Here is a 26,230-nt window from a genome sequence, read left to right on the forward strand (position 1 = left end):
CATGATAAAAGTCATCACATTAATCACTAAATTCATTGTCATTACTTTAATGGCGCTATTTTTTGGATCTTGTAATCAGATAGGAAACATTAATGCAATAACTGGAAGTGGTCATGTAACTATCGAAAACAGAACGGTTACCGGCGATTTTAAAAGTGTAGAAGTAAGTAATGCTTTAGACCTTGTTATTGAACAATCTGACAAAACAGAAATCATTGTAGAAGCTGATGATAATTTACAAAAAGAAATAACGACAAAAGTAGAAAATGGTGTATTGGTTATTTCCTGTAAGTTTGGTAACTTCAACAATATTTCTTCCAAAAAAATTACTGTAAAAATGCCTGTTATTGAAGGAATTGAAGCTTCATCAGCATCAACTGTTAATTCGAACACGACACTAAAAGGGAGTAACCTAACTTTGGAGTCATCAAGTGCAGCGAATGTTAATCTGACTGTAGAATACGAAACTGTACAATTAACTGGCAGTAGTGCAAGTAACCAAATCATCAATGGAAAGGCACTGCAATTAGAAGCGTCTACCTCCAGTGCAAGTGTAATCAACACTACTGACTTACTGGCAAACGATGTGGTAGCCAGTTCATCTAGCGGTGGATCGATAAAGGTCCATCCTATCGTAAGTCTTAAAGCTGAAGCTTCCAGCGGTGGAAATATTACCTATAATGGAACACCGAAATCGATTCAAAAAGAAGAGAGTTCTGGAGGAAGTATCAGTCAAGAATAAGTAATTCAAAATTAAAATTTTCAAAAATCATCCATCAAAAATGGGTGATTTTTTTATATTTGTGCTCAACCAAATTCTATAAAATGAAATACTCATTCCTAGTTGTATTGTTCTTACTAACAACAACTATGACCATTGGTCAAAATAAAGAAAAAATAAAAGGCTCGAAAATCGTGGTCGAAAAATCAAAAGAAATAGGTGATTTTACTGCATTGGAAATTGAAGACAACCTCACTATTTTCTTGGAAAAAGGCACAAAAAACGAAATAAAAATTGATGCTGACGATAATCTTCACGACAATATTTCTTTTGACATAAAAGAAAAAACACTTCGTATCTACACTTCTAAAGAAATCAGTAGTTTCAAAAAATTGGTCGTAAAAATTATATATACAAATGATTTAAAATCTATTATTGCCAAAAATGTAACTATTGTAAATGCCCTCGAAGCTGTAATGCTAGATGACATCACTTTTAGCTCATTGGATTTTGCAAAATTATACTTGAATGTCAATTCAAAAAACTTCACATTAATATCTGATGACAAATCTAAGATTGAATTGAATTTAAAAGCTGACAAAGCTAAAATTCAATTAAGTAAAAATACTCAAATCAAAGCTCTAGTTACAACAACGGATATTGAATTTGATTTGGACCAAAAAGCGACAGCAATAATAGAGGGAGATGCTACCAACGCAGTTATTAGACAAGACAATAACAGTGTTTTTACAGGTTTTAATTTTACTATAAAAAATGCTGATGTAACCGCAGAAAGCAGCGCAATATGCAATCTAATGGCGGATACCTCACTTATTGTTGATGCAGATAATACATCCAAAATCTACTTGCTTGGAACTCCCAAAATAGAAGTTAGAAAATTTCTAGGCGAAGCTCAATTGATAAAAAAACCGAAGTAATCCCAAAATTGAGTTTTCAATCAAAGTTTTAAGATTTCAGTACATAAAAAAAGTCCCAACTTAAAAAATTGGGACTTTTCATTTTATAAAGAAAAATTTAATCTTTAGAAGCCAAATATCTTTCGGCATCAAGAGCAGCCATACAACCAGTACCTGCAGCTGTAATTGCTTGACGATACACATGATCTGCAGCATCACCTGCTACGAATACACCATTTACATTAGTTTTTGAAGTTCCTGGTGTATTTACAATATAACCAGTTTCATCTAATGTTAAATAGTCTTTGAAAATTTCAGTATTTGGTTGGTGTCCAATCGCGACAAAGAAACCTGTAGCTGGAATATCAAACACCTCTCCAGTAGTTTTGTTTCTTGCTTTTACAGCAGTTACCACTTGCTCATCTCCTAATACATCTACTGTATCGTGGTTCATCAAAATGGTAATATTTTCCGTTTTACGAACACGCGCTTCCATAATTTTAGAAGCTCTAAACTTTTCGCTACGAACTAACATTGTTACTTTAGAACATAATTTAGACAAATAATGTGCTTCTTCACAAGCTGAATCTCCTGCTCCAACAATAACAACTTCTTGATTTCTATAAAAGAATCCGTCACAAACGGCACAAGCCGAAACTCCACCTCCCATTTTCAAATAATGTTGTTCTGATGCAATATTCAAATATTTAGCAGAAGCCCCCGTAGAAATAATCACAGTTTCGCAATGCAATTCTATTTTATCATTGATCCAAACTTTGTGAATATCTCCTGAGAAATCTACTTTGGTAGCCCAACCATCACGGATATCAGCACCAAAACGTTGAGCTTGGCTTTGCAACTGAACCATCATTTCTGGCCCGGTAACTCCATCAACATAACCAGGAAAATTTTCTACTTCATTCGTTGTTGTCAATTGACCTCCTGGTTGCATTCCTTGGTATAGCACAGGATTCATGTTAGCTCTTGCTGCATATATGGCCGCAGTATAACCTGCTGGGCCAGAACCTATAATAAGGCATTTTATTTTTTCTATTGTATCTGACATATTTTTGATTTTTGAATTGCAAATGTAATCTTTATTATAAAAAATACACACTCAAATAAATTCAAAAAACTGATGCCTAAATAAATTTTAATTATTTCCCTAAAATGTTTTGAAAAGCAGAATTAAACCTTATATTTGCACTCGATTTACGGGGTGTAGCGTAGCTCGGTTATCGCGCCTGCTTTGGGAGCAGGAGGCCGCAGGTTCGAATCCTGCCACCCCGACAAAAAGCCGAACAGCAATGTTCGGCTTTTTTTGTTTAAAAAATTAAAATCAAGTTTAGATCATAATTATCCAATATTTTAAAACAACAAAGCCATCCCAATTAAATGAGATAGCTTTGTTTTAACAATTACTAATCAAATTATTTAAATTACTTTTTAATAAGTTTGAGTGCTTTTCGGTTGGATCCTTGATTTACTATTGTAAGATAAGTACCCGCCGGCAATTCCTCTCCAAACACAATTGGTTGGTTGAAGTCACTTTCAATATGTTTGATATGTCTACCAACCATATCATATACCTCAACTTCAACTTTTTCAACGCTGCCGCCTTCCACTTCAAGAGTAAATTGATAATTACTTGGATTAGGATATGCTTTCACATCGAAAAGAACTTGGTCAACTGTTGGCTCTATTTCTTTGGCTATAATATTCTCTATCTCACCAGTTTTAGCACTAGGATTTGAACAATCGAATTGGTTCCAAAAAACATTTTTATTTGTAGAAGTAACATAATTAGCTATATAAGCACCTTTCATATTGGTGTTTTTAGCAGCATCACCATCAACTTTGATTGTTCCATTCGGTGCAAATACACTGGCATTTACTGTTACATTACCACCAGGTAATACATGGAATTCATTACCACTGACAAAGAATACCGCTTTATAACCTCCTGTTGGGTTTACCAAGGACGATTTACCAATATTCACCGTCTCTTTCACTCTCACTGATATATTGGAAGCGAAGAGCAATTTCGTAGGCAAAGCATCTGTTCCATCTGCCATATTTATACTTACAACATTCAAAACACCTGTGTTGTTAGCATTAAACTTAACCTGACTACTTTTACCGATAGATATCTTACCAAAAATTGTTCCCGTAGTAAAGGTCACATTACAATTGGTACCAATTGTCACATTTTTCCAATTGCCAGTCACAGTCGTCGTGGTATTATTTGGAATACTCTTATCTTGTAATCCTGTCGTACTGGTGTTATTTACCAACATGTTAGGCAATACTACTACAGCTGGATTAAATATTCTCACTGGAACATTAGACATAGGCTGAACTGTAATAAACCTTGCTTTCACAAATGCTCCTGGCGCTGCCACTGTACTATTTGTTCCAATTTTCGCATAACCCAAAGGTTTTGTAACACCGACGCTTCCAGATTGAACATAGTTTCCGTTACCCAAATCCACTTGATTAAAACCAAGAATAGTGTAGTCATTAATAAGGTTTTGCGGTTGGAAATTATAATTAGCCTGAGCAGTTTCACCACAACCTCCTTGTTTAGTCATTGTAACTGTATATGTACCAACGCTAGCTGAATTATACAAGGTAATGCTTGGCGTTGTTGCCCCTCCAGGACTCCACAAATAAGTGTAAGTTCCCGCTACAGAAGGATTCGCTGTTAGTATCAAACCACTGCAGAATGCATCAGGACTACTAGTAGCTATCGATGCCGCAAATGAAGCTCCTCCTCCATTGTTCGTTAGTTTCACATCATCATAAGCAGTACAAGAACCACTTCCAACTGTCCATCTTACTGTTACATTTGTTCCCACAGCCACTCCAGTTATTGTTGTTGTTGGAGAACTTGGCGTTGTAATAATTGCGCTTCCACTACTACCCACAAATGTCCATGTACCTAAACCACTTTGTGTCATCGTAAAGGTTGATGTGCTACATAAAGTTTGGTCTTGCTGATTACTTACAGTTGGAGCTGTAGTATTATTAGTTAGTATTACATCATCAGACGCAGTACAAGAACCAGTGCCGGCTGTCCATCTTACTGTTACACTTGTTCCAGCTGCCACTCCTGTTATCGTTGTGATTGGAGAACTTGGTGTTGTAATCATTGCGCTTCCAAAGGCGCCTACAAATGCCCATGTGCCTGAACCACTTTGTGACATTGTAAAGGTTGATGTATTACATTGTATCTGATCTTGCTGATTACTAACTGTTGGTGGCGCTGTGTTAGATACTACTATGTCATCATAAGAAGAACAAGAACCACTAGTTACTGTCCATCTAACAGTTGCACTTGCCCCTATTGCCACTCCAGTTACCGTTGTACTTGGAGAATTTGATGATGTAATATTCGCACTTCCTGCTATTAAACTCCACGATCCGCTTCCGATGGTTGGCGAGTTTTGTGATATCGGAAAGCTAGAAGTATTACATAAAGTTTGATTTGGCTGATCAGTAACAGGAAGCAATTGAGTATTAGTTACTATTACATCGTCATAATTACTACAATTCACATTCGTAACCGTCCATCTTACCGTTGCACTAGTTCCCACTGGCACTCCTGTAATAGTTGTTGTTGGTGAATTTTCATTTGTAATAATAGCAGTTCCATTTTCTACAGTCCATTTACCTGTTCCTGCCGATGGTGTATTTTGTACCATCGTAAAACTTGATGTATTACATAAAGATTGATCTGGCTTATTACTTACAAATGGTAATATGGTATTTATTACCGTTACCTCATCAGAAGCACTGCAAGAGCCATTTGTTACTGTCCATCTTACTTTTGCACTTGTTCCTACTGCCACTGCTGTAATGGTTGTGGTTGGAGAGTTTTCATCTGTAATACTTCCACTTCCGCTTACTAAAGTCCATTTTCCTGTTCCAACTGATGGTGTAGTTTGTGTCATTGTAAAACTTGAAGTGTTACACAAGTTTTGATCTGCCTGATCACTTACTATTGGCATACTATATACCGTTAATGCCACTTCGTTAGAAGTTGTATTACCACATGAACCGTTGACAATCACTCTGTACAGATTTCCATTCATCGCATTTGTAACTGAAGTAATATTTAAACTGCTACTAGTCTCTGAGACAAGATTTTCCCATCCACTGCCAGAATTAACTTCCCATTGATATCCAATTCCCGAAGCACTAACACTAAATGTTGCTGACTGTCCTTCACACTTAGTCAAAGTAACCGGTTGGCTATTGATAATAGGCGGTGTCGCAGTAACATTAACTATTTGGCTTTGAGACGAACTATTTCCATTATTGTCATTGTAAGTCCACAAAATAGTGTGCTCTCCAGGAGTATTGAAAGTTGTAACGCCATCTGGCTCTCCTGTAACAGTTCCGAAGCAGTTATCCAAAGCTGTTGGTGCTGTCACTGATACCGAACATTCACCGCTTACTGTTGGCAAAGAAGCAACATTTGGAACTGGAGCCTGATGGTCTTCAACAGTTACTGTAAAGCTACAAGAACTTTGGTTATGGTTAGGTGATGTATCAGTCGCAGTCCAAATTACCGTAGTAGTTCCTAAAGGGAAGATATTGCCGGATAAGTACGCCACATTGTTAATGCTTAAGCTTGCGCCATTACAATCATTTACATTTGGCTGTACGTAGAACACTCTCGCTCCGCAAATGTTGTTTTCTGTATTAACTGTTACATTACTTGGACAATTGGTTATAGTAGGCACTATTTGATCAATCACTGTTACGGTAAAGCTAGCTGTGTCGAAATTGTTATTCACGTCAGTAGCTGTATACACAATTGTATGTACTCCTACACCCAACAATACAGGGTCTCCTGGATCATTTCCTTCACTGCTTACTAGGCTTAACATTCCACAATTATCTGTTGCTGTTGGAGCAATCCACTTAACTAAAGCAGAACAATTACTTCCAGAAATATAAACCGTTTTATTCGCTGGCATGCCACTAATTACTGGTTTAATAAGATCTTTTACGGTTACAGTAGCTGTTCCTGTATTTACATTACCATTGGTATCCGTTACGGTTAAGGTCACTATATTCGGACCTACATTAAGACAAGTGAATTCATTCGGTGAAACACTCATCGATTGAATAGCACAATTATCATGCGAACCATTGTCAACATCCGAAGCTTCAATACTTACACTGGTTGGATTCAACTCAACTTCGATATTTTTTGTAATAACGGTAGGCAGTTCAGTGTCTGCTACTATAATATTTGCAGTGGCAGTTGTTGTACAGCCATGTCCATCGGTTACGGTTACACTATAATTACCGGCGACTAAATTACTAGCTGTAGCAGTAGTTTGCCCAATACTCTGATTACTTCCATCTTTCCATTCGTAAGTATAATCAAGAGTTCCTCCTATAGGAGTTACTGTTGCAGAACCATTACTGTTACCAAAACAATCCACATTTTCCTGTGCTGTTATGGATGCCGTTAATTCGTCTGGTTCTGTAATGGTTACTTCATCAGTTACTGTACAATATCCATCGGCATTCCCGTTTGGTGCGGATGCAGTGATTAAATAAGTACCAGGCCCAAAAGTATCCTGAGCACTTAAATCATCTCCTATACCATCTAACTGGATTTTAGCGCTGGCTCCCGGACTCAAATTGGTGATTGTTATAGTTCCATCAGCCTCTCCATGACAGGATACATCGGTTGATGAGGCATCAACAGTCACCTCTACCGGTTCTGCAATGGTTACCTCAGCAGTTGCTGTACAGTTTCCATCATTATTCCAATTTGGTGCCGAAGCTGTGATTATATAAGTACCTGGCGCAAAAGAGGTCTGAGCACTTAAATCATCACCTACACCATTTAACTGAATTATTGTGGTAGCTCCTGCACTCACATCACTAATGGTAATAGTTCCTGGAGCCGATCCAGAACAAACCGGATTAGTCGCAGAAGCGCTTACTGTAACTTTTATTGGTTCTTCAATTGTAACCTCCTCAGTTGAAACACAACCAAGCCCATCTGCATCTGTTACGGTTACGGTATAGTTTCCGGCTGCTAAACCACTAGCTGTCGCGGTGGTTTGTCCAATACTATTTCCATCCCCATCTTTCCACAAATAAGTATATCCAGGAGTTCCCCCCGTGGCCTCAACTGTAGCCGAACCGGTGTGGTTGCCAAAACAATCCACATTTGTACTCGCTGTTATGTTTGTTTCTAATGGATTTACTGGTTCTGTAATTGTAAATTCTATTTTGCCATCAATCGTACCTGCTACAGTACAACCATTAGATTCGGTTATTGTTACGGTATAAGGAATCGCACTCGCAGCCAATCCAGTACGATCTGCATCTGTGCTTCCGTTATCGTCCCATAAATAAGTGTATGTACCGCTTCCGCCAGTAACGGTTAAATCTATAGAACCAGTTGAGGTTCCATTACATAAGACATTTACTGGTGTACCACTGGCAATTACTTCATCTGGTTCTCCTATTGTAAAGCTGGTAGTGCCTGTTACCACACAACTATTGGCAACAGAATTAATATCGGTTATCGTTACGCTATAAGGAATCACACTCGCAGCTAATCCACTAATATCCTCTGTGGTTTCACCATTACTCCATAAATAGGTGTAAGAGCCACTTCCTCCGGTAACACTCAAGTCGATTGATCCGTTTGAAGCCCCTTTACACAATGCATCTATTTTGGTTCCGCTGGCAACTACTGTTGCATTCACTGTAATTGTAAATGTACACGTGTTACTACAACCATTGCCATCTGTATAGGAATATGTTATAAGATGAGGACCAACACCTGCTGTAGCCGGATCGAAAGTGCTAGCAGTAACACCAGTCCCACTGTAAGTTCCACCTGCGGGAGTGGCTGTTAAAGTATATGCAGGAGTATCTATACACACTGCTGAATCAGACGGACAGCTTAAAGTTGGCAAAGGATACACGACAAAATCAGTTGCAGTACGACAACCCGGAACCGAAGTACATTCTGCATAGAAAGTAGTGGTACCGGCAGTATTCGTATCAGGCAAGCCTGAATTCAAAACCCCAACTGGGTTAAAAGGTGAACCTGAACCAATTGATGGTTCCGGTCCTGACGCTACTGTATACCAATTGAGAGTACCATTCGCTAGATAGTAAATCTTAATTTTCATATTATCTACAGAAGCTGTACTGGTGTTAAAACCAGATTTACTGACAAATGCAGTTAAAGCGACTCCAAAATTTATTGCTTTAATCTCGGCTGGAGTCCAAGTTGTTCCCCACAAATCTAAAGCTCCACCATAAGAAACAACGGTCGTATTCGCTATCGGCCAGTTAGTTGTTGTAACTGCATAATTACTTCCTGTTGCAACTCCTGCTTTCAACAAACTAACTATATTATCCTTTACGTTATCGCTTGGAGTATCTACGCTAGAAAATCGATTAATAGTAACCTCAATCCCTAGAATAGTAGCACTATTTGGAATTGCTGAAAAATCAAAATTTGTTGCGTGAAGACTATTTGTTAGTATATTACCCCCTAAAGCAGTAGTACTTGCAGTTGAATAACTGGCATCATCTAAAACAACCCTAGTTGGGTTAGCCCAAACCGTTCCAGTTCCAGTTGCACTAGCGCCAGTTCCTGGATCTTTTGGTCCTGCACTTAACGTTGGGTTAGGGCAAGAAGAAATCAACTCCCCGCTTCCTTCTGGGCAAATAGTAACGCCTGTTGTTTCAGGCACTGGATTCACAGTGATGGTAACCGATCCAGTCATATTCGAATTACAATTTGTAGTAATATCATATGTTGCAGTTGCAACTACAGTGTAAGTACCTGCTGCAGTTTTGTTTCCAAAAGTAATTGCAGATCCTGTTCCTACTATTGGATCTCCATCGGCAATTCCTCCTAAAAGCAATTGATAATTCACATCGATTTGTGATCCACTTAAATCAATAGGCAAACCTACTCCTCCTGCACAATAAGCACCACCGCCTGTAACTGTAAATACTGTTGGTAATGGATTAACTGTTATTTTGACTGCTGGTGAAGTATCGGCAGCACATGCGTCTGATGATACTGTTCTTCTATACCACATGGTTTGGGTTAATGATGGTGGTGTATAGGTTTGAGCTGTTCTTGAACCATTAGCTGTGCTAGCATTAGCATTGTTGACTACAAAATTGTCCGTACTTTGAAACCAGCCATAAGTATAAGTTCCGTTACCTCCATGAGGTTCTCCGGTCAAAGCCGCAGGTGTTGAACCGCTACAAATAGATTGATTTCCACTGATTATATTGTCGGAAATTAGAGGATTTACAGTTACTGCTTTTGTTATGGCCATTTGGGCAGTACAACCTGTTGCTGTAATAGTTGCCAACACATTGTAGGTTATAACAATTGGATCATCAGTTATATTAGTCAAAATACCTGTAGGCAAATTGATAGTACCTCCCGTACCCGTAACTGGAAGCCCCACAGGACTGTCATCTGCATCATTTCTCAATTGATAGGTGGTGGTTGCATTGGTAGATGTTGCCACAGTAATATTTGTTGATGATCCCGAACATATTGGAGTAATAGTGGCAGGACCAACTGTTCTATCAAGTGGTGCCGGATTCACGCTAATTGTAATTGTTCCCGACATTTGTACAAAACAATTCGTTGTCAAATTAGTCGCCAATACATTAAATGTGGTCGTACTTGTCAAGGCACCAGTAGGTAAATCAATTGTTGATCCAGTACCTGCCAAGGGAGCTCCTACAAGTGCATTATTAGCATTATTCCTCAATTGGTAGCTAATCCCAAAATTCCCCTCATACTCAGAATCGATAACTTGAATATTTGTACTGAATCCTGAACAAATTGTCCCTGTTCCAAGCAAACTCCTATTTATTGGCAATGGATTAACCACTACAGTATAGGTTGCTATAGCATCTGGACAAGGGCTGTTAGAAACGGTCAAAGTTAAAGTAACTGTGTTGCCTGCATCACCTGCCACCGATGTATATGTTGGTGTCAAAGTATCTGCATTGCTTAATGAGCCACTTCCGTTGTGAGTCCATACTATCGTTCCATTACTGGATGATGCTCCGTTCACCATTGCACTGCCTCCTGGACATATACCTATATTTCCACCTGCAGTTGCTGTGGGTGCTTTCTTGAAAGTAATGGTTCTAGACTTTGCTACTGCTCCAGGACATGGCCCTCCTGGATCTTCAGAAGTCAAAGTCAAAATCACTGAACCGGAATCTATTTCGGATTGAGTTGGTGTATAACTTGATGCCATATCTGTATTATTTGGCAAAAATTGTCCGCTTCCACCTGACCATGTTCCTGATGAAGCACCTCCCCCAACTATACCTGATAATGGCACCTGTTCCGGAGTTGACATACAAACTGTAACATCAGCTCCTTGATCTACGGTAGCAGCACCGCCATTTACAATTACAACAGACGTTACGGAAACTGCTGTACAACCCGCATTGGTAACGGTCATGGTTAAAGTAGCTGTCCCTTCAAAGTATTGATCTGGTGTAAATACAGGCGATTCTATATTTGGATTATCAAGTGTACCTACAGTTGCTCCTCCATCTACTGTCCAGACTATAGTCCCATTTGTTGCTGTTCCGTTTATAATAGCAGTTTTATTTGAGCATATCGTTTGAGTTACTCCTGCTGATGCTGTGGGTTGGATATTTACTACTTGAGTTTTTGAAGCTGTTTTAGTACCACATAACCCTCCACTTGATGTCAGAGTCAATGTTGCAGTACCACTATATCCGGGAGGTGGTGTCCATGTAGCATTCAAATCAGTATCTCCTGGGCTAAATGCTCCTCCAATTCCACCATCTGACCATGTTCCACCAGTGGCGGTACCTCCTACGGAACCTCCTAATGCAGCTGAGGTTCCTCCTTGACATATGGGACTTAGAGAAGAGCCGGCATTAGCAGTAGGTAATGCATTTACAGTAACACTTATTGGATTCGTAGAAGAACAACCACCAGCATTGATGGTAAGGATTCCATTATAAGTACCTGCAGCTGTTGAAGCAGGTATATTAATACCTGTGATTGTACCGCCTCCTGCACTAAAAGCAAATGGAGTTGAACCTTGATTAGCCATTCCTGTCCATGCAATACTATAAGATGTTGGGCTATTTGTAGTTGCCGTATATGGTAAAGTCGTAGTTTGTAAACTAGCGCTAAAACAAACAGCTGTAGCTGCCCCAGTAGTTATAATAGTCGGTGATGTACAATAATAAACCTTTACTAGAACCTGATCCAAGTTTATAGATCCACCACCTGTTGTTGAAGTAATTCTTACGAAAAAACTAGTATTAGCAAATTCATTAACTGCCCAAGTACGTCCCCAAGTATCTGTTGGAGTACCGACAGTACGAAGAGCATCGGTCGTTGCAAATACTGCCATTGTTTTATTAGCCGAAAAGGTGGTTTTATTGTTCCAAGTAAGTTGAACATTTAAATCCCTACCACCACCAGCAGGACGATTACCTTCCAATTGTACTTCTATACCCAAAATAATAGATCCTGCAGGTATACTAACATTAAATCCTCCATAATCTGCTTGATCTCCACTTGAGTCGAAAACAGCATAAGCATTATTAGATGTCAAACCATTTGCGACAGTAGTTACACTACTTACACTTAAACTAGTTGATGGAGGCAAAAGTCCTGTATCTTGTCCAAATGAACTACTAATAAAAAACAAATTTGCAATTAAAAAAACAACGGTAAAAATTCCGGTTTTAGGTAGAAATGCTTTCATATTTTATCAAATTAAATTTATTAATAACGAATACGATATGCTTAACGAAATAGACTAAAATCGGCAGAATGGGGTATCTGTGAGTAATCAAATAAATCGATAGAATTTGGGGTATCTATCAGAATAAAAAAATATAGATTTGGGGTTTCTATTTCGTAAATTCTTGTAATTGATTTTTTTTAGAAAAAAATAGGCTTTTTAAAATCTAAAAAAATGTTAAATCAATTATAAATTTACAGCACTAAGTTATATTATTCTTAAAATATAAACACTGTTTTAATGGTATTTTCGACATAAGTGTTAAAAAAAACTATAAACTACACTTTCTTAAAATTTAAATGAATCAAAAACTATTTTTTTAATCTAGTTATTCAATTTTTTCTTACATAGTTAATTTTAAACCACTTAAGTATTAAATTATAGCTGTAATTTATGAAATTATAATTTATACATAGGAGTCGCTAAAAAATTGCTTCCCCTTTTATGAGAAAAATTAAAGATTAACTCGTACGAGTGAAAGTGAATTGGCAATTCTATCACAACAAAAATCTACAAACAAAGTCTTATAAAGTCCAGAATAGTGCTGTGGAGATGCTTCCTCCGTCAGCAGGACAAGATTGAAAAATAGGATTTTTTCGCCGAAATCTAGTCATTCCAAATAAAAGAGGACACGGGCGATATAGAACTTGCGAAGCAATCTCCGTTGGTATATTCAAAAACAAAGTCATATTTAATGAAGAGTTTACTTCATTCGAATATATCGATCAGAGGTTTTCTTTTAAAAGTAACATAACTTATTTCATACTAAAAATCACTGTTTATAGTGATTTTATTTACGTTTTAAATTATCTAGATTTGAAAACTAAACAATATTAACAAATAAAAACTTAATTATGCCATTAGAAAATTTAAATGGACTGCATTACACAGCTGCCGAAAAAACTGCGGTAGGAACTAGCTTAACGGCAATTGAAACAGCTCTTGCAACAAAATTCAGAAATCTTTCGCCTGAAGAAAGAAGTAAATTTGGAAGCGTTCAGGAACAAAACAAACTCATCATCAACAAAGTAAAAGATTTTAGAAACAGTCAACCTGCTTTAAGCAGCCCCGATATCGATTGGACTGAGTTCCAGAGCGATGTGGATTCCCGTGATTTTATTCAAGCTGTTATTGCCCGCTTGGAAAGTTTGGTTCAAAGCCTGAATAACAACAAAATCATGCACGATTACGATTGCTACCAAGCGGCATTGACTGATTATGATTACAGCAAATACAAAGTAGGCACCAAAGTTGCAGGCTTTGAGACCAAAGTAAATGATCTGTCCCAATTTTTTAACAGAACAGGAACTACCAAAGAGGTATCAACATCTACTGTATCGGCAGAATAATTGTCAATATCCTTTTGGAATCCCTTTTGGAAGTCAAATTCCGAAAGGGATTTTTTTTGCAAATAGGCCAAAACGTCATTTTTGGGAAAAGGAACGTCATTTTTGGCATCGTTTACGTCAAAAATGACGTCTTGAGGGTCAAATTTGACGTCAACAACGTCAAATTTGAGGTCAACAACCTCATATATGAGGCAAACAACGTCATGTATGACGTTAATACCTATAATTTTGGCCAATCTCTTTTTTTAACAATTATCCCCAAACTTGTCAGAAATGACAATATTGCGCACAGACACTGTGTCATCAGCTATTCATACTCCATTATATTTCTTTTTTGTTTAAAAAATGAGGCCTCGCAAAGACACAAACTCAATTTTAAAATATTCGATTCTTAATATGGATTACCTATAGTTACATACTATAATTTACAGGTCTTATGCAGTAAAAATCAATTCGTATCGTTAGTACTTTATCTATACCTAAATTAGGATTACCCCCATCAATCATTAAAAAAATACGAGGTGTAATTTTTAAGGAAAATCCGCTTTAAAAAAAACAATACCAATTTAACCCATAAAAACTTCTATTAAAAATAGGTGTTTAAAAAAAGCATCACAACAACGGATAAAACTGAATTTCAACGACTTAATTTATTTTTTGATAATTCTATTTGTATATTTATCTGTTAATTTAGCGCAATAAAAATCAATATTTTACCCCCTGATAATATTGATTATCAAATAATTGACCCCTTACCCAAAATCTTCTTTTTAACCTACACTCTACAATTAAAATTAAGGATAAGTAATTCCCTTTTTTAATTTAACCAAACAATCCTAAAAAAAGTGTAGCATGAAAAAATTCTATCTTAACTTGGAACAATATGTATCAAAAACAGTCGTTCAACTTTGGACTGTTTTACTTGTTTTTGCTTTTGGAAATTCTGTTTCTGCCCAAACAACAACTGTAAATCTTACAACTCCTGGTGCGAGTACTTGGACAGTTCCTTGTGGCGTTACTTCGCTCACCGTTGAGGCTTGGGGAGGTGGTGGTGCTGGCGGTGCTGCTACAATAATCCCAAGTGGAGGTTCCGGCGGCGGCGGCGGCGGATATAGTTCCTATGTTGTCACAGTTACTTCAGGCCAAATTATAAATTACACCATTGGATCTGGAGCAGCAGGAGGAATAGGAAATGGTGGCAATGGCGGTACAACTACAATTCTTGCATTGACTGCCAATGGCGGAGATGGTGGTGGTCAAAACATGGGTACAGTCGGCGCTGGTGGAGCTTCTACCGGCGGAACTACGAATACTACTGGTGGCAATGGTACATTAGGAACTACAACTACAGGTCAAGCCGGAGGAAATAGCACCGTCGCTGGAACTGGTGGCCCAGCAGTCATTGCAGAATCAAATGGAAACAACGGAATAGTTCCTGGAGGCGGAGGCGGAGGCGGCTTACTGCTTTCTGGAGTTGGTCCCTCTCTGGGCGGAAACGGAGCCGATGGCCAAATTAAAATAACCTATACCCAGCCTGTTGTCATTGCTCCCTCTCTGGTTACCCCTTCAAGTGCCGTATCTATATGTAGCGGCAAAAGCACCAACTTGAGTGCAACTTCTGCTGGAAATACGATTAATTGGTACACAGTCTCTACTGGAGGCACCACTATCGGATCATCAGCAAGTGCAGCTTTTTTTTCGGTATCTCCTACGGCTGACACAACTTATTATGCTGAAGCGGTATCACCCGCAGGCTGTGTTAGTGTCACCCGAACTGCAACTGCTTTAGTAACCGTAAATCCTTTGCCTGCAACTGCTATAATAGCTACACCTAGTGTTCCTACAAATATTTGCAACGGATCGAATATCAACTTAAACGCTACTTCCGCAGGAAATCAAATTTATTGGTACACAGCAGCTACAGCAGGAACTAACCTTGGAAATGTTCCAAGTGGTATCGATTTCCTAAGAACACCAACAATAAATAGCACTACAACGTATTATGCTGATGCGCGAAACACAACAACAGGCTGTTTTGCTGCTACACGAACAGCAACCGGTGCAATAACTACAAGTGCTCCCCCTACTATAAATACCCAACCCGCTATAACTCCTTCTAATACCGTTTGCGAAGGATCTGGGACAAGAACTATTACTATAACAGCTAGTGGGGTCAATACATATCAATGGAGAAGAAATGGCGTGGACTTAAATAATAGCGCCACCTTTAGCGGGGTTAATACGGTAACTTTAACCATTACTAATCCTGCCACTACAGACAGTGGAGATTATAGTGTAATGCTAAATGGTTCAACATGCGGACTTGTTTCAAACAATGCAACCTTAACAGTAAACGCCCTTCCTACACCTCCTTCAGTTACACCAAATGGTGCAGCAGTAGTAGTATGCACAACAAACGGAAGTACCCCTTTGAATGCAACATCAGCTGGCAATACGATTTATTGGTACACAGTACCAACTGGAGGTACTTCTCTTGGATCAGTAGGAAGTGGAGGCAGTTTTCCAGTATCTGCACCAACAGCAACAATTTATTATGCCGAATCCCGTAATGCAGCAACTGGCTGTATCAGTTCGAGTCGAACCGCCACTGCCTCAGTCACATCAAATGTTCTTCCTGTCATTACTACGCAACCAGCACCTACTGCTACTGCTTGTGTTGGAATTGGAACAATAGCTATTAATGTAGTCGCAACAGGAGTAACTACTTTCCAATGGAGAAAAAATGGAGCAAATTTTACCATTGCACCTCCATATTCAACAAGCGTTGTTGGAAACACCTTAACCCTTACCATAACCAATCCACCTATAGGTGATAATAACGCCACTTTTGATGTGGTACTCAATAATGCTAACGCAACCTGCCCAGTTACCTCTAGCCTAGTTACCTTAACGGTAAATGCGATACCCTCAGCACCAACTGCAGTAACACCCAGCAGTGCAGCTTCATTTTGCGATAGTTCAGGAACTATTAATCTGAATGCCACTTCTGCGGGCAATACAATATATTGGTACACGGTTGCCACAGGAGGTACTAGTTTTGGAAACTCTGCAAGCGGCGCTAATTTATCAGTGACATCTACAAGCACAGTTACTTATTATGCGGAAGCACGCGCCGCAGGCTGTAATAGCACTACCCGAACAGCAACAGCAACAATAACTGTAACCCAAACACCAGTTCCTAATATTGAATTTACAGAAGGTCGAAATGATGATAATTATACCATAAATATTTGTGGTCATATTGCTACAGGAGAAAATGATATTGATGTCTTTTCTGGCAATCCCAATCCCGTTGGCGGATCAAATGCCACATCATTTTCCCCCGGAACAGGACAATGGCAGGTAAGTTATGATAATCAAGTAACTTGGGTGGATGCCCCCGGTCCTTCAAGCACTAAACCACAATATATATTTGAACCTGCTTACACCACTTTTGAGTCCGTTCCAGGAACTTACCATTTCCGATTAATCATTACTGTTAATGGATGTCCTGGCATCAGTGATGTCATTACATTAACCGTAGTTGGTAACCCTACTCTAACCCCAGGTTCTGTTGCCGGGAACCAAAGTTCCTGTACAGCACCTTTTGACCCTGCAGGATTTACCCAGACAGCTGCTGCAGCGGTTGGAACTCCAATAGGTGGATATGGCTTTTCTTATCAATGGCAATCTTCAACAGATAATATCAACTTCACTAATATTACTGGTGCTACTGGAACTACTTACAATGTCCCGGCCCCAGGAATTAGTGTAACAACATACTACCGCCGCTATGCAATTTATGGATCCGCAGGCGGTGGCTGTAGTGAGGTCAGCAATACCATTACTGTCTTGGTTGGGGCTCTGGCACCTCCAACGGTAGGACTCATTACACAACCCACTTGTACAGTAGCTACTGGCGATGTGGAGTTAAGCAGCTTACCTTCAGGAACATCGACCATTAACCCAGGAGGAATTACAAGCACTACCACGACTAAGACACTTACTGGACTTGCTCCCGGAACTTATAATTTTACGGTGACTGCGCCGGGATGTGCTTCGCCTTCGGGACCATCAGCTAATGTGGTTATTAATCCACAGCCAGTGACACCTGCTACACCTGTGGCAAGTACAACCGCACAGCCTACCTGTCCCACTCCAAAAGGTACAATAGTGGTAACTGTCCCAGCACCAGCAGCTAACATCACTTATACCCTAAACAAAACAACTGCGCCAGTATCTACAGTAACGCAAGCGGTGACAACATTCCCAAACTTAGATCCGGGAGCATATTCACTAACCGCAACCAATACGACCTCAGGATGTACTACAACCTCAATACCCCTATCCGTAGGTCCAGTACCAGCACCTCCGCCAATTGCAGCCAGTGTAACTGTTCAACCTACCTGCACGGTGACAACAGGAACAATAGTAATAACATCCCCTGCTCCAGCAGCTAATGTTACGTATACCTTAACAGGAATATCTCCACCAGTAACTGCAGTACCGCAAGGGGGAGTAACATTCGCTAACTTAAATCCGGGAACATATTCGGTAACTGCCACCAATGCTACTACAGGATGTACTTCAAGCGTATTAACAGCAGGCCTAACGGTAAATGCAGTACCACTACCCCCTGCCGTTCCAACCGCCAGTGTCACTGTACAGCCTAATTGTACAGTGACAACAGGAACCATAGTAATCACTGCTCCGGTTCCGGCAGGAAATGTTACTTATACCGTAACAGGAACTTTACCAGTTGTAGCTGCCGTAACACAGGGGACAACATCATTTGCTAATTTAGCTCCCGGGAATTATTCGGTAACAACCACTAATTCAACTACAGGCTGTACTTCAAGTGCATTAGCTCTAACGGTAAATACAATACCAGCAAATCCAGCATTACCTACTGCCAGTGTAAATCCACAACCAACCTGTACCACACCAACAGGAACAATAGTGGTAACGATGCCTGCACCAGCAGCTAATATTACTTATACTGTAATAGGACCTTCTCCTGCAGTGACTGCGGTAACACACCTGGGAGCTACATTCGCAAACTTAGCTCCTGGAGATTATTCGGTAAAAACAACCGATACTGCTACAGGATGTGTTTCAGGTGCATTAGGCCTAACGGTAAATCCACAACCGACCGTCCCAGCAGTTCCCTCACTTACAGCCGGAACAATTACCTGTAATAATGCTACAGCAAATTGGACGACAATACCTAATGTAACAGGTTATCGTATAGACGTTGCAAGAGATAATATTTTTACAGATATTTTACCTGCCTACAATGATTTATTACTGGGTAGTGGAGCCGCCACTCAAAATGTAACTGGATTAGCATCTGGACTAACTTTCTATATAAGGGTACGTGCAGAAAACAGCTGTGGTCCAAGTAATGATTCTAATATAATTACAATAACAACCGGTGCAAGCCCTACTGCTTTCAGTACTACTTTAGTGCAACCAAATTGTGTAACAGCAACTGGACAAATAACCGTTAACGAATCAGCTGTTGACCCTGCCGACCAATATAGTTTTGATGATGGCGTAACGTATCAAGCATCGAATACGAAAAATTTATTGGCTGCGGGAACTTATAAAGTAAGAGTGAAAAATACTAATGGCTGCGAAACTTTAGCGACAACAGTTATTTTAGATCCTGCTACTACAACTACTTATTCCTCAATAGGTTGGTCCAATGGAACCCCAACTCCACTTACAAAAGCAATTTTTGCATATAACTACACACTTACGGGAGACCTACATGCCTGTTCCTGTGAAGTGAATTCTGGAACAGTAACCGTTAATTCAGGAATTTCTTTATTCCTAGAAAATGGTTTGGATATTACAGGATCTGGATCAATAATTTTTGAAGACAGTTCAAGCTTGATCCAAACCAATGATGTAGACAATACAGGAAATATAACTTATAAAAGAAATACTACTGAAGTGGGTAAATTTGATTTTACCTATTGGTCTTCACCTGTTTCCCCACAAACATTATTGAATCTTTCTCCTACGACATTATCCGATAAATATGTTTCTTGGGATGCCGTTAATAAGGTCTGGATAAAAGAAACTCCAGGAAATACAATGAAAGAAGGGATTGGATATGCTATTCGTGGTCCACAAGGGAATTTGTCTCCAGCAGTTTATAATGCCAGTTTTATTGGTGTTCCAAACAATGGCTCCGTTCCTATTTCAATAGCTGGCCCAGGATTGGATTACCTTATTGGAAACCCATATCCATCGGCCTTGAGTGCAGATGCTTTCTTAGAGGCAAATCCTATTTTAGACGGAACTATTTATTTTTGGACGCATAACACCCCTATTACTCAAAGCGGTGCTTTTTATGTTTATGATTCTGATGATTATGCCTCTTATAATGGAGTGGGCGGTACTGCAACCCAAGCCGCATTAAATCCTGGTATTAACGAATCTATTCCGTCAGGAAAAATTGCAGCTGGACAATCATTTTTTACAACATCAAACGCTGCAGGTACAGTTACTTTTGAAAATACGATGCGATTAGGTCCTGTAGGGGAAATACTCGATAATTCTCAGTTTTTCAAAGGAACGAAAACAAAATCAAACATTTCAGCAATTAAAAAACATCGAATTTGGCTAAATTTTTCAAATACTGAAGGTGCTTTCAAACAATTGCTCGTTGGATATGTTACCGATGCTACCAATGGATTAGACAATCGTTTTGATGGTGCAAATATGGATTCAAATTCATATGTCAATTTTTATAGTATTAATGACAATAAGAAATTTTCAATTCAAGGACGCGCATTACCCTTTGACATAATGGATCAGGTACCTTTGGGATTCAGAACAACCATAGAAGGAACTTTTTCGATAAATATTGACCAAGTTGATGGGATTTTAGCCAGTCTGCCTGTTTATTTAGAAGACAAATTGACAGGAACTACTGTTAATCTTAAAAATGGAGCCTATAGTTTTACTACAGCTATAGGTACATTTGATGATCGTTTTGTCCTACGATACATTAATAGTTCTATTAAAATAAGTGATTATGCACATATTTTAAATGAAATAAATAAAAAAGTGCTGGTCTCTGTCAAAAACCATCATATAAAAATCAATTCTTTTGACCAAACTATTGAAAATGTGACAATTTATGATTTGAGTAGAAGAAAACTTTATGAAAGGGAAAACATCAATAGTAATGAATTTAATGTTCCTAGTTTTAGTTCGACCAATCAATTTTTAATGGTGCAAATCCGTTTAAAAAATGGCAAATGGGTTACAGAAAAAATTGTTTTTTAGTCGATAAAAAAGTAATACTCCCATTTATCTTAAAAACGTGAGGTTGTCCAAAAAAGGACAACCTCACGTTTTTTTGAAAGATACTATTCTCAAGCAGCCACTGGTTATTTGATTCAAGTACTGGTTAATTGATTTATCTATGAAAAACTATTCAGGACAAATCAATTCTATTTTTAAAAATATAAATTCCTATTTTTGCACCTTAAAACAAAATAAAACTATTTTATGCTCATCATAGGAATCGCAGGAGGAACAGGATCAGGAAAAACAACCGTGGTACATCAAATCATGAACGAATTGCCGGAAGCGGAAGTTGGGATTATTGCTCAAGACTCTTACTATAAACAAACGCACGACCTGAGTTACGAAGACCGTTCCAATATCAATTTTGACCATCCGAGAGCTATTGATTTTGAATTATTGGTAGAACACCTCAAAGAATTAAAGGCTGGAAACACAATTAATCAACCTGTATACTCTTTTGTACAACACAACAGAACAGATGACATCGTTGTTACGCATCCCAGAAAAGTAATGATAGTGGAAGGAATATTAATCCTGACAAATCCCGAATTAAGAAACCTTTTTGATATTAAAATATTTGTTCATGCCGATTCAGACGAACGATTAATTCGTCGTATGAAAAGAGACATTGCAGAGCGTGGAAGAGATATGCACGAAGTGCTAAACCGCTATCAAAGCACTCTAAAACCAATGCATGAGCAATTTATTGAACCTTCAAAAGCCTTTGCGGATATTATAATTCCAAATGACAAATTCAACACTGTTGCAATTGATGTGGTTCGTGCCGTAATTAATCAACGTATTTTATAATTTTGTTGTAATTTTATCGTGTTTAATTCTCAATATTCTTTAATGCATTTTTGTAAAATGTAAATTAAGAAGTTATAAAAATAAATAGTCGTTCCCATTAAATTTGGATTAAAAAATATTCCCAATGAAAAACCCCTTTAAAGACAAATCTTGGTTTAAATTTTTAAGTAACAAGTACGTTTGGGTCTCGTTATCATTTTTAACTTGGATGATTTTTTTAGACAACTATTCTTATTTTGAACATCGCTTTTTGGATAAACAAATCAACGAATTGGAAGATAATGCCACTTATTATCAAGGCGAAATAAAAAAAGACGAAGAAAACATCAAACAGCTAAAAAATCCTCTTCAAATCGAAAAGTATGCTCGAGAAAAATACTATATGAAAAAAGATAGTGAAGATATTTATATCATCGAATTCGATGGTGATACTGTCAAAAAAAAATAATCCTATCGCATTTCAAATCTAATTACAATTAAAAAATGGCCAAGAATTTATTCGACGATTTCAGCCCCGTTTCTGCAAAACTTTGGAAACAAAAAATTCAATTTGAACTCAAGGGAGCCGATTATAATGAAACCGTAATCTGGAATTCTCCCGAAGACATCAAAGTAAAACCATTTTACGATAAAGAAGATGTTGCCAAAAAGCATAGTGTTGTCACAAAAGCTTCGCAATTCAAAATTTGCCAAAACATTTATGTCTTTGATATAGAAAAATCAATTGAAAAAGCGTTGGATTCCATTAATCGTGGTGCCGAAAGTCTACGTTTTACTATTCCAGAAGAAGCCGTAAACATTGGAAAACTATTGGAAAAACTTCCCTTAGAAAAAATTTCCGTTTACTTTCATTTCAATTTTATTTCAATCGATTTCGTTAAAAAGGTTAATGTTATTGCAAAAGAAAAAAAAGCGACCATCTACTGCCTTTTGGATCCAATCGGACAATTGGCCAAAGACGGAAATTGGTACAAAACCCCAGAAAAAAACAACTTTGATACCTTAAATATACTTTCCAAAGAAACCTCATCCATTTCGATCATAAGTATTAACGGTGGATTGTATCAAAATGCAGGTGCCACTATGGTACAGCAAATCGCTTACAGTCTGGCTCACGCCAATGAATATTTCAACAGAATCCCAGATATAGATCAACCTATCGTTTTTCAAATTTCGGTTGGAGGAAATTATTTTTTCGAAATCGCAAAACTTCGTGCTTTTCGAATCCTTTTCAAAACTATAGCCAAAGAATATAATCACAATCTGGATTGTCATTTACTAGTTACCCCAACAAAGCGCAACAAAACTATCTACGATTACAATGTAAATATGTTGCGAACAACAACCGAATGTATGAGTGCTATTCTTGGTGGAGCAAATGCAATTGCAAATTTACCCTATGATGCTTTATATCATAAAGACAATGAATTTGGCGACAGAATTGCCAGAAACCAATTGCTGATTCTAAAAGAGGAAAGTTATTTTGACAAAGTGGATAATCCTGGCGATGGAAGTTATTATATCGAAAGCCTAACCAATCAATTAGCTGAAAAAGCATTAGTATTATTCAAAGACATCGAAGCCAACGGAGGTTTTTTAAAGCAGCTGAATGAAGGTCTAATTAAAAGAAAAATACAGGAAAGTGCGGATGCTGAACAAAGCTTGTTTGATTCTGGAAAAGAAACGCTTTTGGGAACCAACAAATATCCCAACAAGAACGATAAAATGAAACATGATTTAGAGTTATTTCCTTTTGTAAAAATTAAACCTAGAAAAACTTTAATCACACCAATAATTGAAAAAAGATTGGCAGAAAAATTAGAGCAAGAACGACTTTCAGGAGAGTAATCAGATTGCAGAATTCAGTCTTCACCAAACAATAAAAATCAATTTGGTAATAAAATTACAAATTGATTAAAGGCAAAAAAATGAAAAGAAAAGATTTACAACATATAACACTTAAAGAAGACTTCCAGACTGCAGTCTGCAGTCTGCAGTCTGAAAACTTCCTAACCGCTGAAGGAATTGAACTCCACAAAACATATGCTGAAAAAGATATAGAATCTATCGAGCATCTTGATTTTGGTGCAGGATTCGCTCCTAATTTAAGAGGCCCTTACGCTACAATGTATGTTCGCAGACCTTGGACAATACGTCAATATGCAGGATTTTCTACTGCCGAAGAAAGTAATGCTTTTTACAGACGAAATTTGGCTGCAGGCCAAAAAGGGCTTTCAATCGCTTTTGATTTACCTACACACAGAGGTTATGATTCGGATCACGAACGTGTTGTTGGCGATGTCGGAAAAGCGGGGGTAGCCATAGACTCTGTTGAAGATATGAAAGTATTATTCAATCAGATTCCGCTTGATGAAATGTCGGTTTCAATGACTATGAATGGTGCCGTTTTACCAATTATGGCCTTTTATATTGTTGCTGCCGAAGAACAGGGTGTAAAACCGGAACAACTTTCAGGAACCATTCAGAATGACATCTTGAAAGAATTTATGGTGCGTAATACTTATATCTATCCACCTACTCCGTCGATGAAAATCATCGCCGACATATTTGAATTCACCAGCAACAAAATGCCAAAATTCAATTCCATTTCCATCTCGGGATATCATATGCAGGAAGCGGGAGCAACGGCTGATATCGAATTGGCCTACACTTTAGCCGATGGATTGGAATATATTAGAACAGGATTGGCCACGGGAATGAAAATTGATGATTTTGCTCCTCGCCTTTCTTTTTTCTGGGCTATTGGGATGAACCATTTTATGGAAATTGCCAAAATGAGAGCTGGAAGAATGATTTGGGCCAAATTGATTAAACAATTCAACCCAACAGACGATAAATCATTAGCCCTGAGAACTCACTGCCAAACATCTGGCTGGAGTTTAACTGAGCAAGATCCTTTCAATAATGTGGCACGTACTTGTATCGAAGCTACTGCAGCAGCTTTTGGAGGGACACAATCTTTACACACTAATGCACTGGATGAAGCGATTGCTTTGCCAACTGATTTTTCGGCTCGAATTGCCCGAAACACCCAAATCTATCTACAGGAAGAAACCAAAATCACCAAAACCGTAGATCCTTGGGCAGGCAGTTATTATGTAGAAAGCCTAACCAATGAAATTGCCGAAAAAGCTTGGAAACTCATAGAAGAAGTTGAAGAATTGGGTGGAATGACCAAAGCCATTGAAACCGGAATTCCTAAGATTCGAATTGAGGAAGCCGCAGCACGCAAACAAGCTCGAATTGACAGTAGTCAAGATATTATTGTTGGGGTCAACAAATACCGTTTGGAAAAAGAAGATCCATTACAAATTCTTGATGTGGACAATCAAATGGTTCGACAACAACAACTCGAACAATTAGACAGAATTAAAGCATCCAGAGATTCCAATAAAGTACAGGCATCCCTTCAAAAATTGAAGCTTTGTGCCGCAACAGGAGAAGGAAATCTACTGGAATTTGCAGTCGAAGCAGCTAGAAATCGCTGTACATTAGGAGAAATTAGCGATGCATTGGAAACTGTTTTCGGAAGATATAAAGCACAAATTAAATCTTTTAGCGGAGTGTATAGCAAAGAAATGAAAGACGACAAAAGCTTTGAAAAAGCAAAACAACTGGCAGACACCTTCGCCAAACAAGAAGGGCGTCGACCAAGAATCATGATTGCCAAAATGGGACAGGACGGACACGATCGTGGTGCCAAAGTAGTGGCCACAGGTTATGCTGATGTGGGTTTTGACGTGGATATTGGCCCACTATTTCAAACACCAGCCGAAGCAGCCAAACAAGCCGTAGAAAACGATGTGCACATTCTTGGTGTTTCCTCGCTTGCAGCAGGTCATAAAACATTGGTTCCACAAGTAATTGAAGAACTAAAAAAATACGGAAGGGAAGATATTATGGTCATCGTTGGCGGAGTAATACCTACACAAGATTATCAGTTTTTATTTGATGCTGGAGCAGTAGCAGTTTTTGGACCAGGAACGAAAATAAGTGAGGCCGCTATTCAAATTTTAGAAATTTTAATTGATTAATAAGTACTCCATTTAAAGAATTTATCGTCATCATTATTGACACTTCTTTTCCTATAGTTATTCAGGCTTTAGCTACTTATTAAAGTGCTGAATAACTATATTAAAAATCTTCTGTTTGCTTTTCTAAAAGCAATATCAACATGTATATTCAGTCTCTTCATTTTTACCGAAAAGTTATTTTTTCTTTTTTTATTAAATGTTTTCCATCTACACAAACAAAAAT

Annotated in this window: 10 protein-coding genes and 1 tRNA gene; 9 read left to right on the forward strand and 2 right to left on the reverse strand. The window is 38.3% G+C overall.

The features are described 5' to 3' along the window. Position 1 precedes the first annotated feature (1 nt). Positions 2-742 carry a head GIN domain-containing protein gene (locus J2W95_RS02430; RefSeq protein WP_310003584.1) on the forward strand — a complete coding sequence of 247 codons (741 nt, stop codon included), beginning with the start codon at positions 2-4 and terminating at the stop codon, positions 740-742. An 83-nt stretch (positions 743-825) separates the two neighbouring features. Beyond that, complete coding sequence (locus tag J2W95_RS02435; protein WP_310003587.1) at positions 826-1,659, forward strand: GIN domain-containing protein; 834 nt, start codon at positions 826-828, stop codon at positions 1,657-1,659. A gap of 97 nt (positions 1,660-1,756) precedes the next feature. On the opposite strand, the gene trxB is transcribed toward J2W95_RS02435, so the two are convergent. Continuing rightward, positions 1,757-2,704, reverse strand: a complete 948-nt coding sequence (gene trxB, locus J2W95_RS02440; RefSeq protein ID WP_116795889.1) for a thioredoxin-disulfide reductase — start codon at positions 2,702-2,704, stop codon at positions 1,757-1,759. A 149-nt stretch (positions 2,705-2,853) separates the two neighbouring features. Here trxB and J2W95_RS02445 point away from each other — a divergent pair. Beyond that, positions 2,854-2,928: transfer RNA gene (locus J2W95_RS02445), tRNA-Pro, on the forward strand. Positions 2,929-3,077: 149 nt separating this feature from the next. Here J2W95_RS02445 and J2W95_RS02450 read toward each other — a convergent pair. Next, complete coding sequence (locus J2W95_RS02450) at positions 3,078-12,428, reverse strand: HYR domain-containing protein (RefSeq protein ID WP_310003590.1); 9,351 nt, start codon at positions 12,426-12,428, stop codon at positions 3,078-3,080. A gap of 893 nt (positions 12,429-13,321) precedes the next feature. Between J2W95_RS02450 and J2W95_RS02455 the strand changes: the two genes are divergently transcribed. The 6 genes from J2W95_RS02455 (at position 13,322) to scpA (ending at position 26,007) form a co-directional block, all read left to right on the forward strand. After that, complete coding sequence (locus J2W95_RS02455) at positions 13,322-13,816, forward strand: hypothetical protein (RefSeq protein ID WP_310003592.1); 495 nt, start codon at positions 13,322-13,324, stop codon at positions 13,814-13,816. Between the two features lie 852 nt (positions 13,817-14,668). Beyond that, positions 14,669-21,118 (forward strand): Ig-like domain-containing protein, encoded by a 6,450-nt coding sequence (locus J2W95_RS02460; protein WP_310003595.1) that lies wholly within the window; start codon positions 14,669-14,671, stop codon positions 21,116-21,118. Between the two features lie 225 nt (positions 21,119-21,343). Then, positions 21,344-21,952, forward strand: a complete 609-nt coding sequence (gene udk, locus J2W95_RS02465; protein ID WP_310003597.1) for a uridine kinase — start codon at positions 21,344-21,346, stop codon at positions 21,950-21,952. 124 nt (positions 21,953-22,076) lie between these two features. Further along, positions 22,077-22,400: an FtsB family cell division protein gene (locus J2W95_RS02470; protein ID WP_310003599.1), complete on the forward strand. Its 324-nt coding sequence runs from the start codon at positions 22,077-22,079 to the stop codon at positions 22,398-22,400. Between the two features lie 35 nt (positions 22,401-22,435). After that, on the forward strand, positions 22,436-23,800 hold the full coding sequence (locus tag J2W95_RS02475) for a methylmalonyl-CoA mutase subunit beta (RefSeq protein WP_310003601.1): 1,365 nt from the start codon (positions 22,436-22,438) through the stop codon (positions 23,798-23,800). A gap of 80 nt (positions 23,801-23,880) precedes the next feature. Then, positions 23,881-26,007: a methylmalonyl-CoA mutase gene (gene scpA / locus J2W95_RS02480; RefSeq protein WP_310003603.1), complete on the forward strand. Its 2,127-nt coding sequence runs from the start codon at positions 23,881-23,883 to the stop codon at positions 26,005-26,007. Positions 26,008-26,230 lie beyond the last annotated feature (223 nt).

The organism is Flavobacterium granuli, from assembly GCF_031456055.1.
Lineage (GTDB): Bacteria > Bacteroidota > Bacteroidia > Flavobacteriales > Flavobacteriaceae > Flavobacterium > Flavobacterium granuli_A.

Bases quoted from the DNA above. Each gene is read 5' to 3' on its own strand.
- J2W95_RS02450 (WP_310003590.1), bottom strand. From the start codon at position 12,428: ATGAAAGCATTTCTACCTAAAACCGGAATTTTTACCGTTGTTTTTTTA.
- J2W95_RS02455 (WP_310003592.1), top strand. From the start codon at position 13,322: ATGCCATTAGAAAATTTAAATGGACTGCATTACACAGCTGCCGAAAAA.
- trxB (WP_116795889.1), bottom strand. From the start codon at position 2,704: ATGTCAGATACAATAGAAAAAATAAAATGCCTTATTATAGGTTCTGGC.
- J2W95_RS02460 (WP_310003595.1), top strand. From the start codon at position 14,669: ATGAAAAAATTCTATCTTAACTTGGAACAATATGTATCAAAAACAGTC.
- scpA (WP_310003603.1), top strand. From the start codon at position 23,881: ATGAAAAGAAAAGATTTACAACATATAACACTTAAAGAAGACTTCCAG.
- J2W95_RS02475 (WP_310003601.1), top strand. From the start codon at position 22,436: ATGGCCAAGAATTTATTCGACGATTTCAGCCCCGTTTCTGCAAAACTT.
- J2W95_RS02430 (WP_310003584.1), top strand. From the start codon at position 2: ATGATAAAAGTCATCACATTAATCACTAAATTCATTGTCATTACTTTA.
- J2W95_RS02435 (WP_310003587.1), top strand. From the start codon at position 826: ATGAAATACTCATTCCTAGTTGTATTGTTCTTACTAACAACAACTATG.
- J2W95_RS02470 (WP_310003599.1), top strand. From the start codon at position 22,077: ATGAAAAACCCCTTTAAAGACAAATCTTGGTTTAAATTTTTAAGTAAC.
- udk (WP_310003597.1), top strand. From the start codon at position 21,344: ATGCTCATCATAGGAATCGCAGGAGGAACAGGATCAGGAAAAACAACC.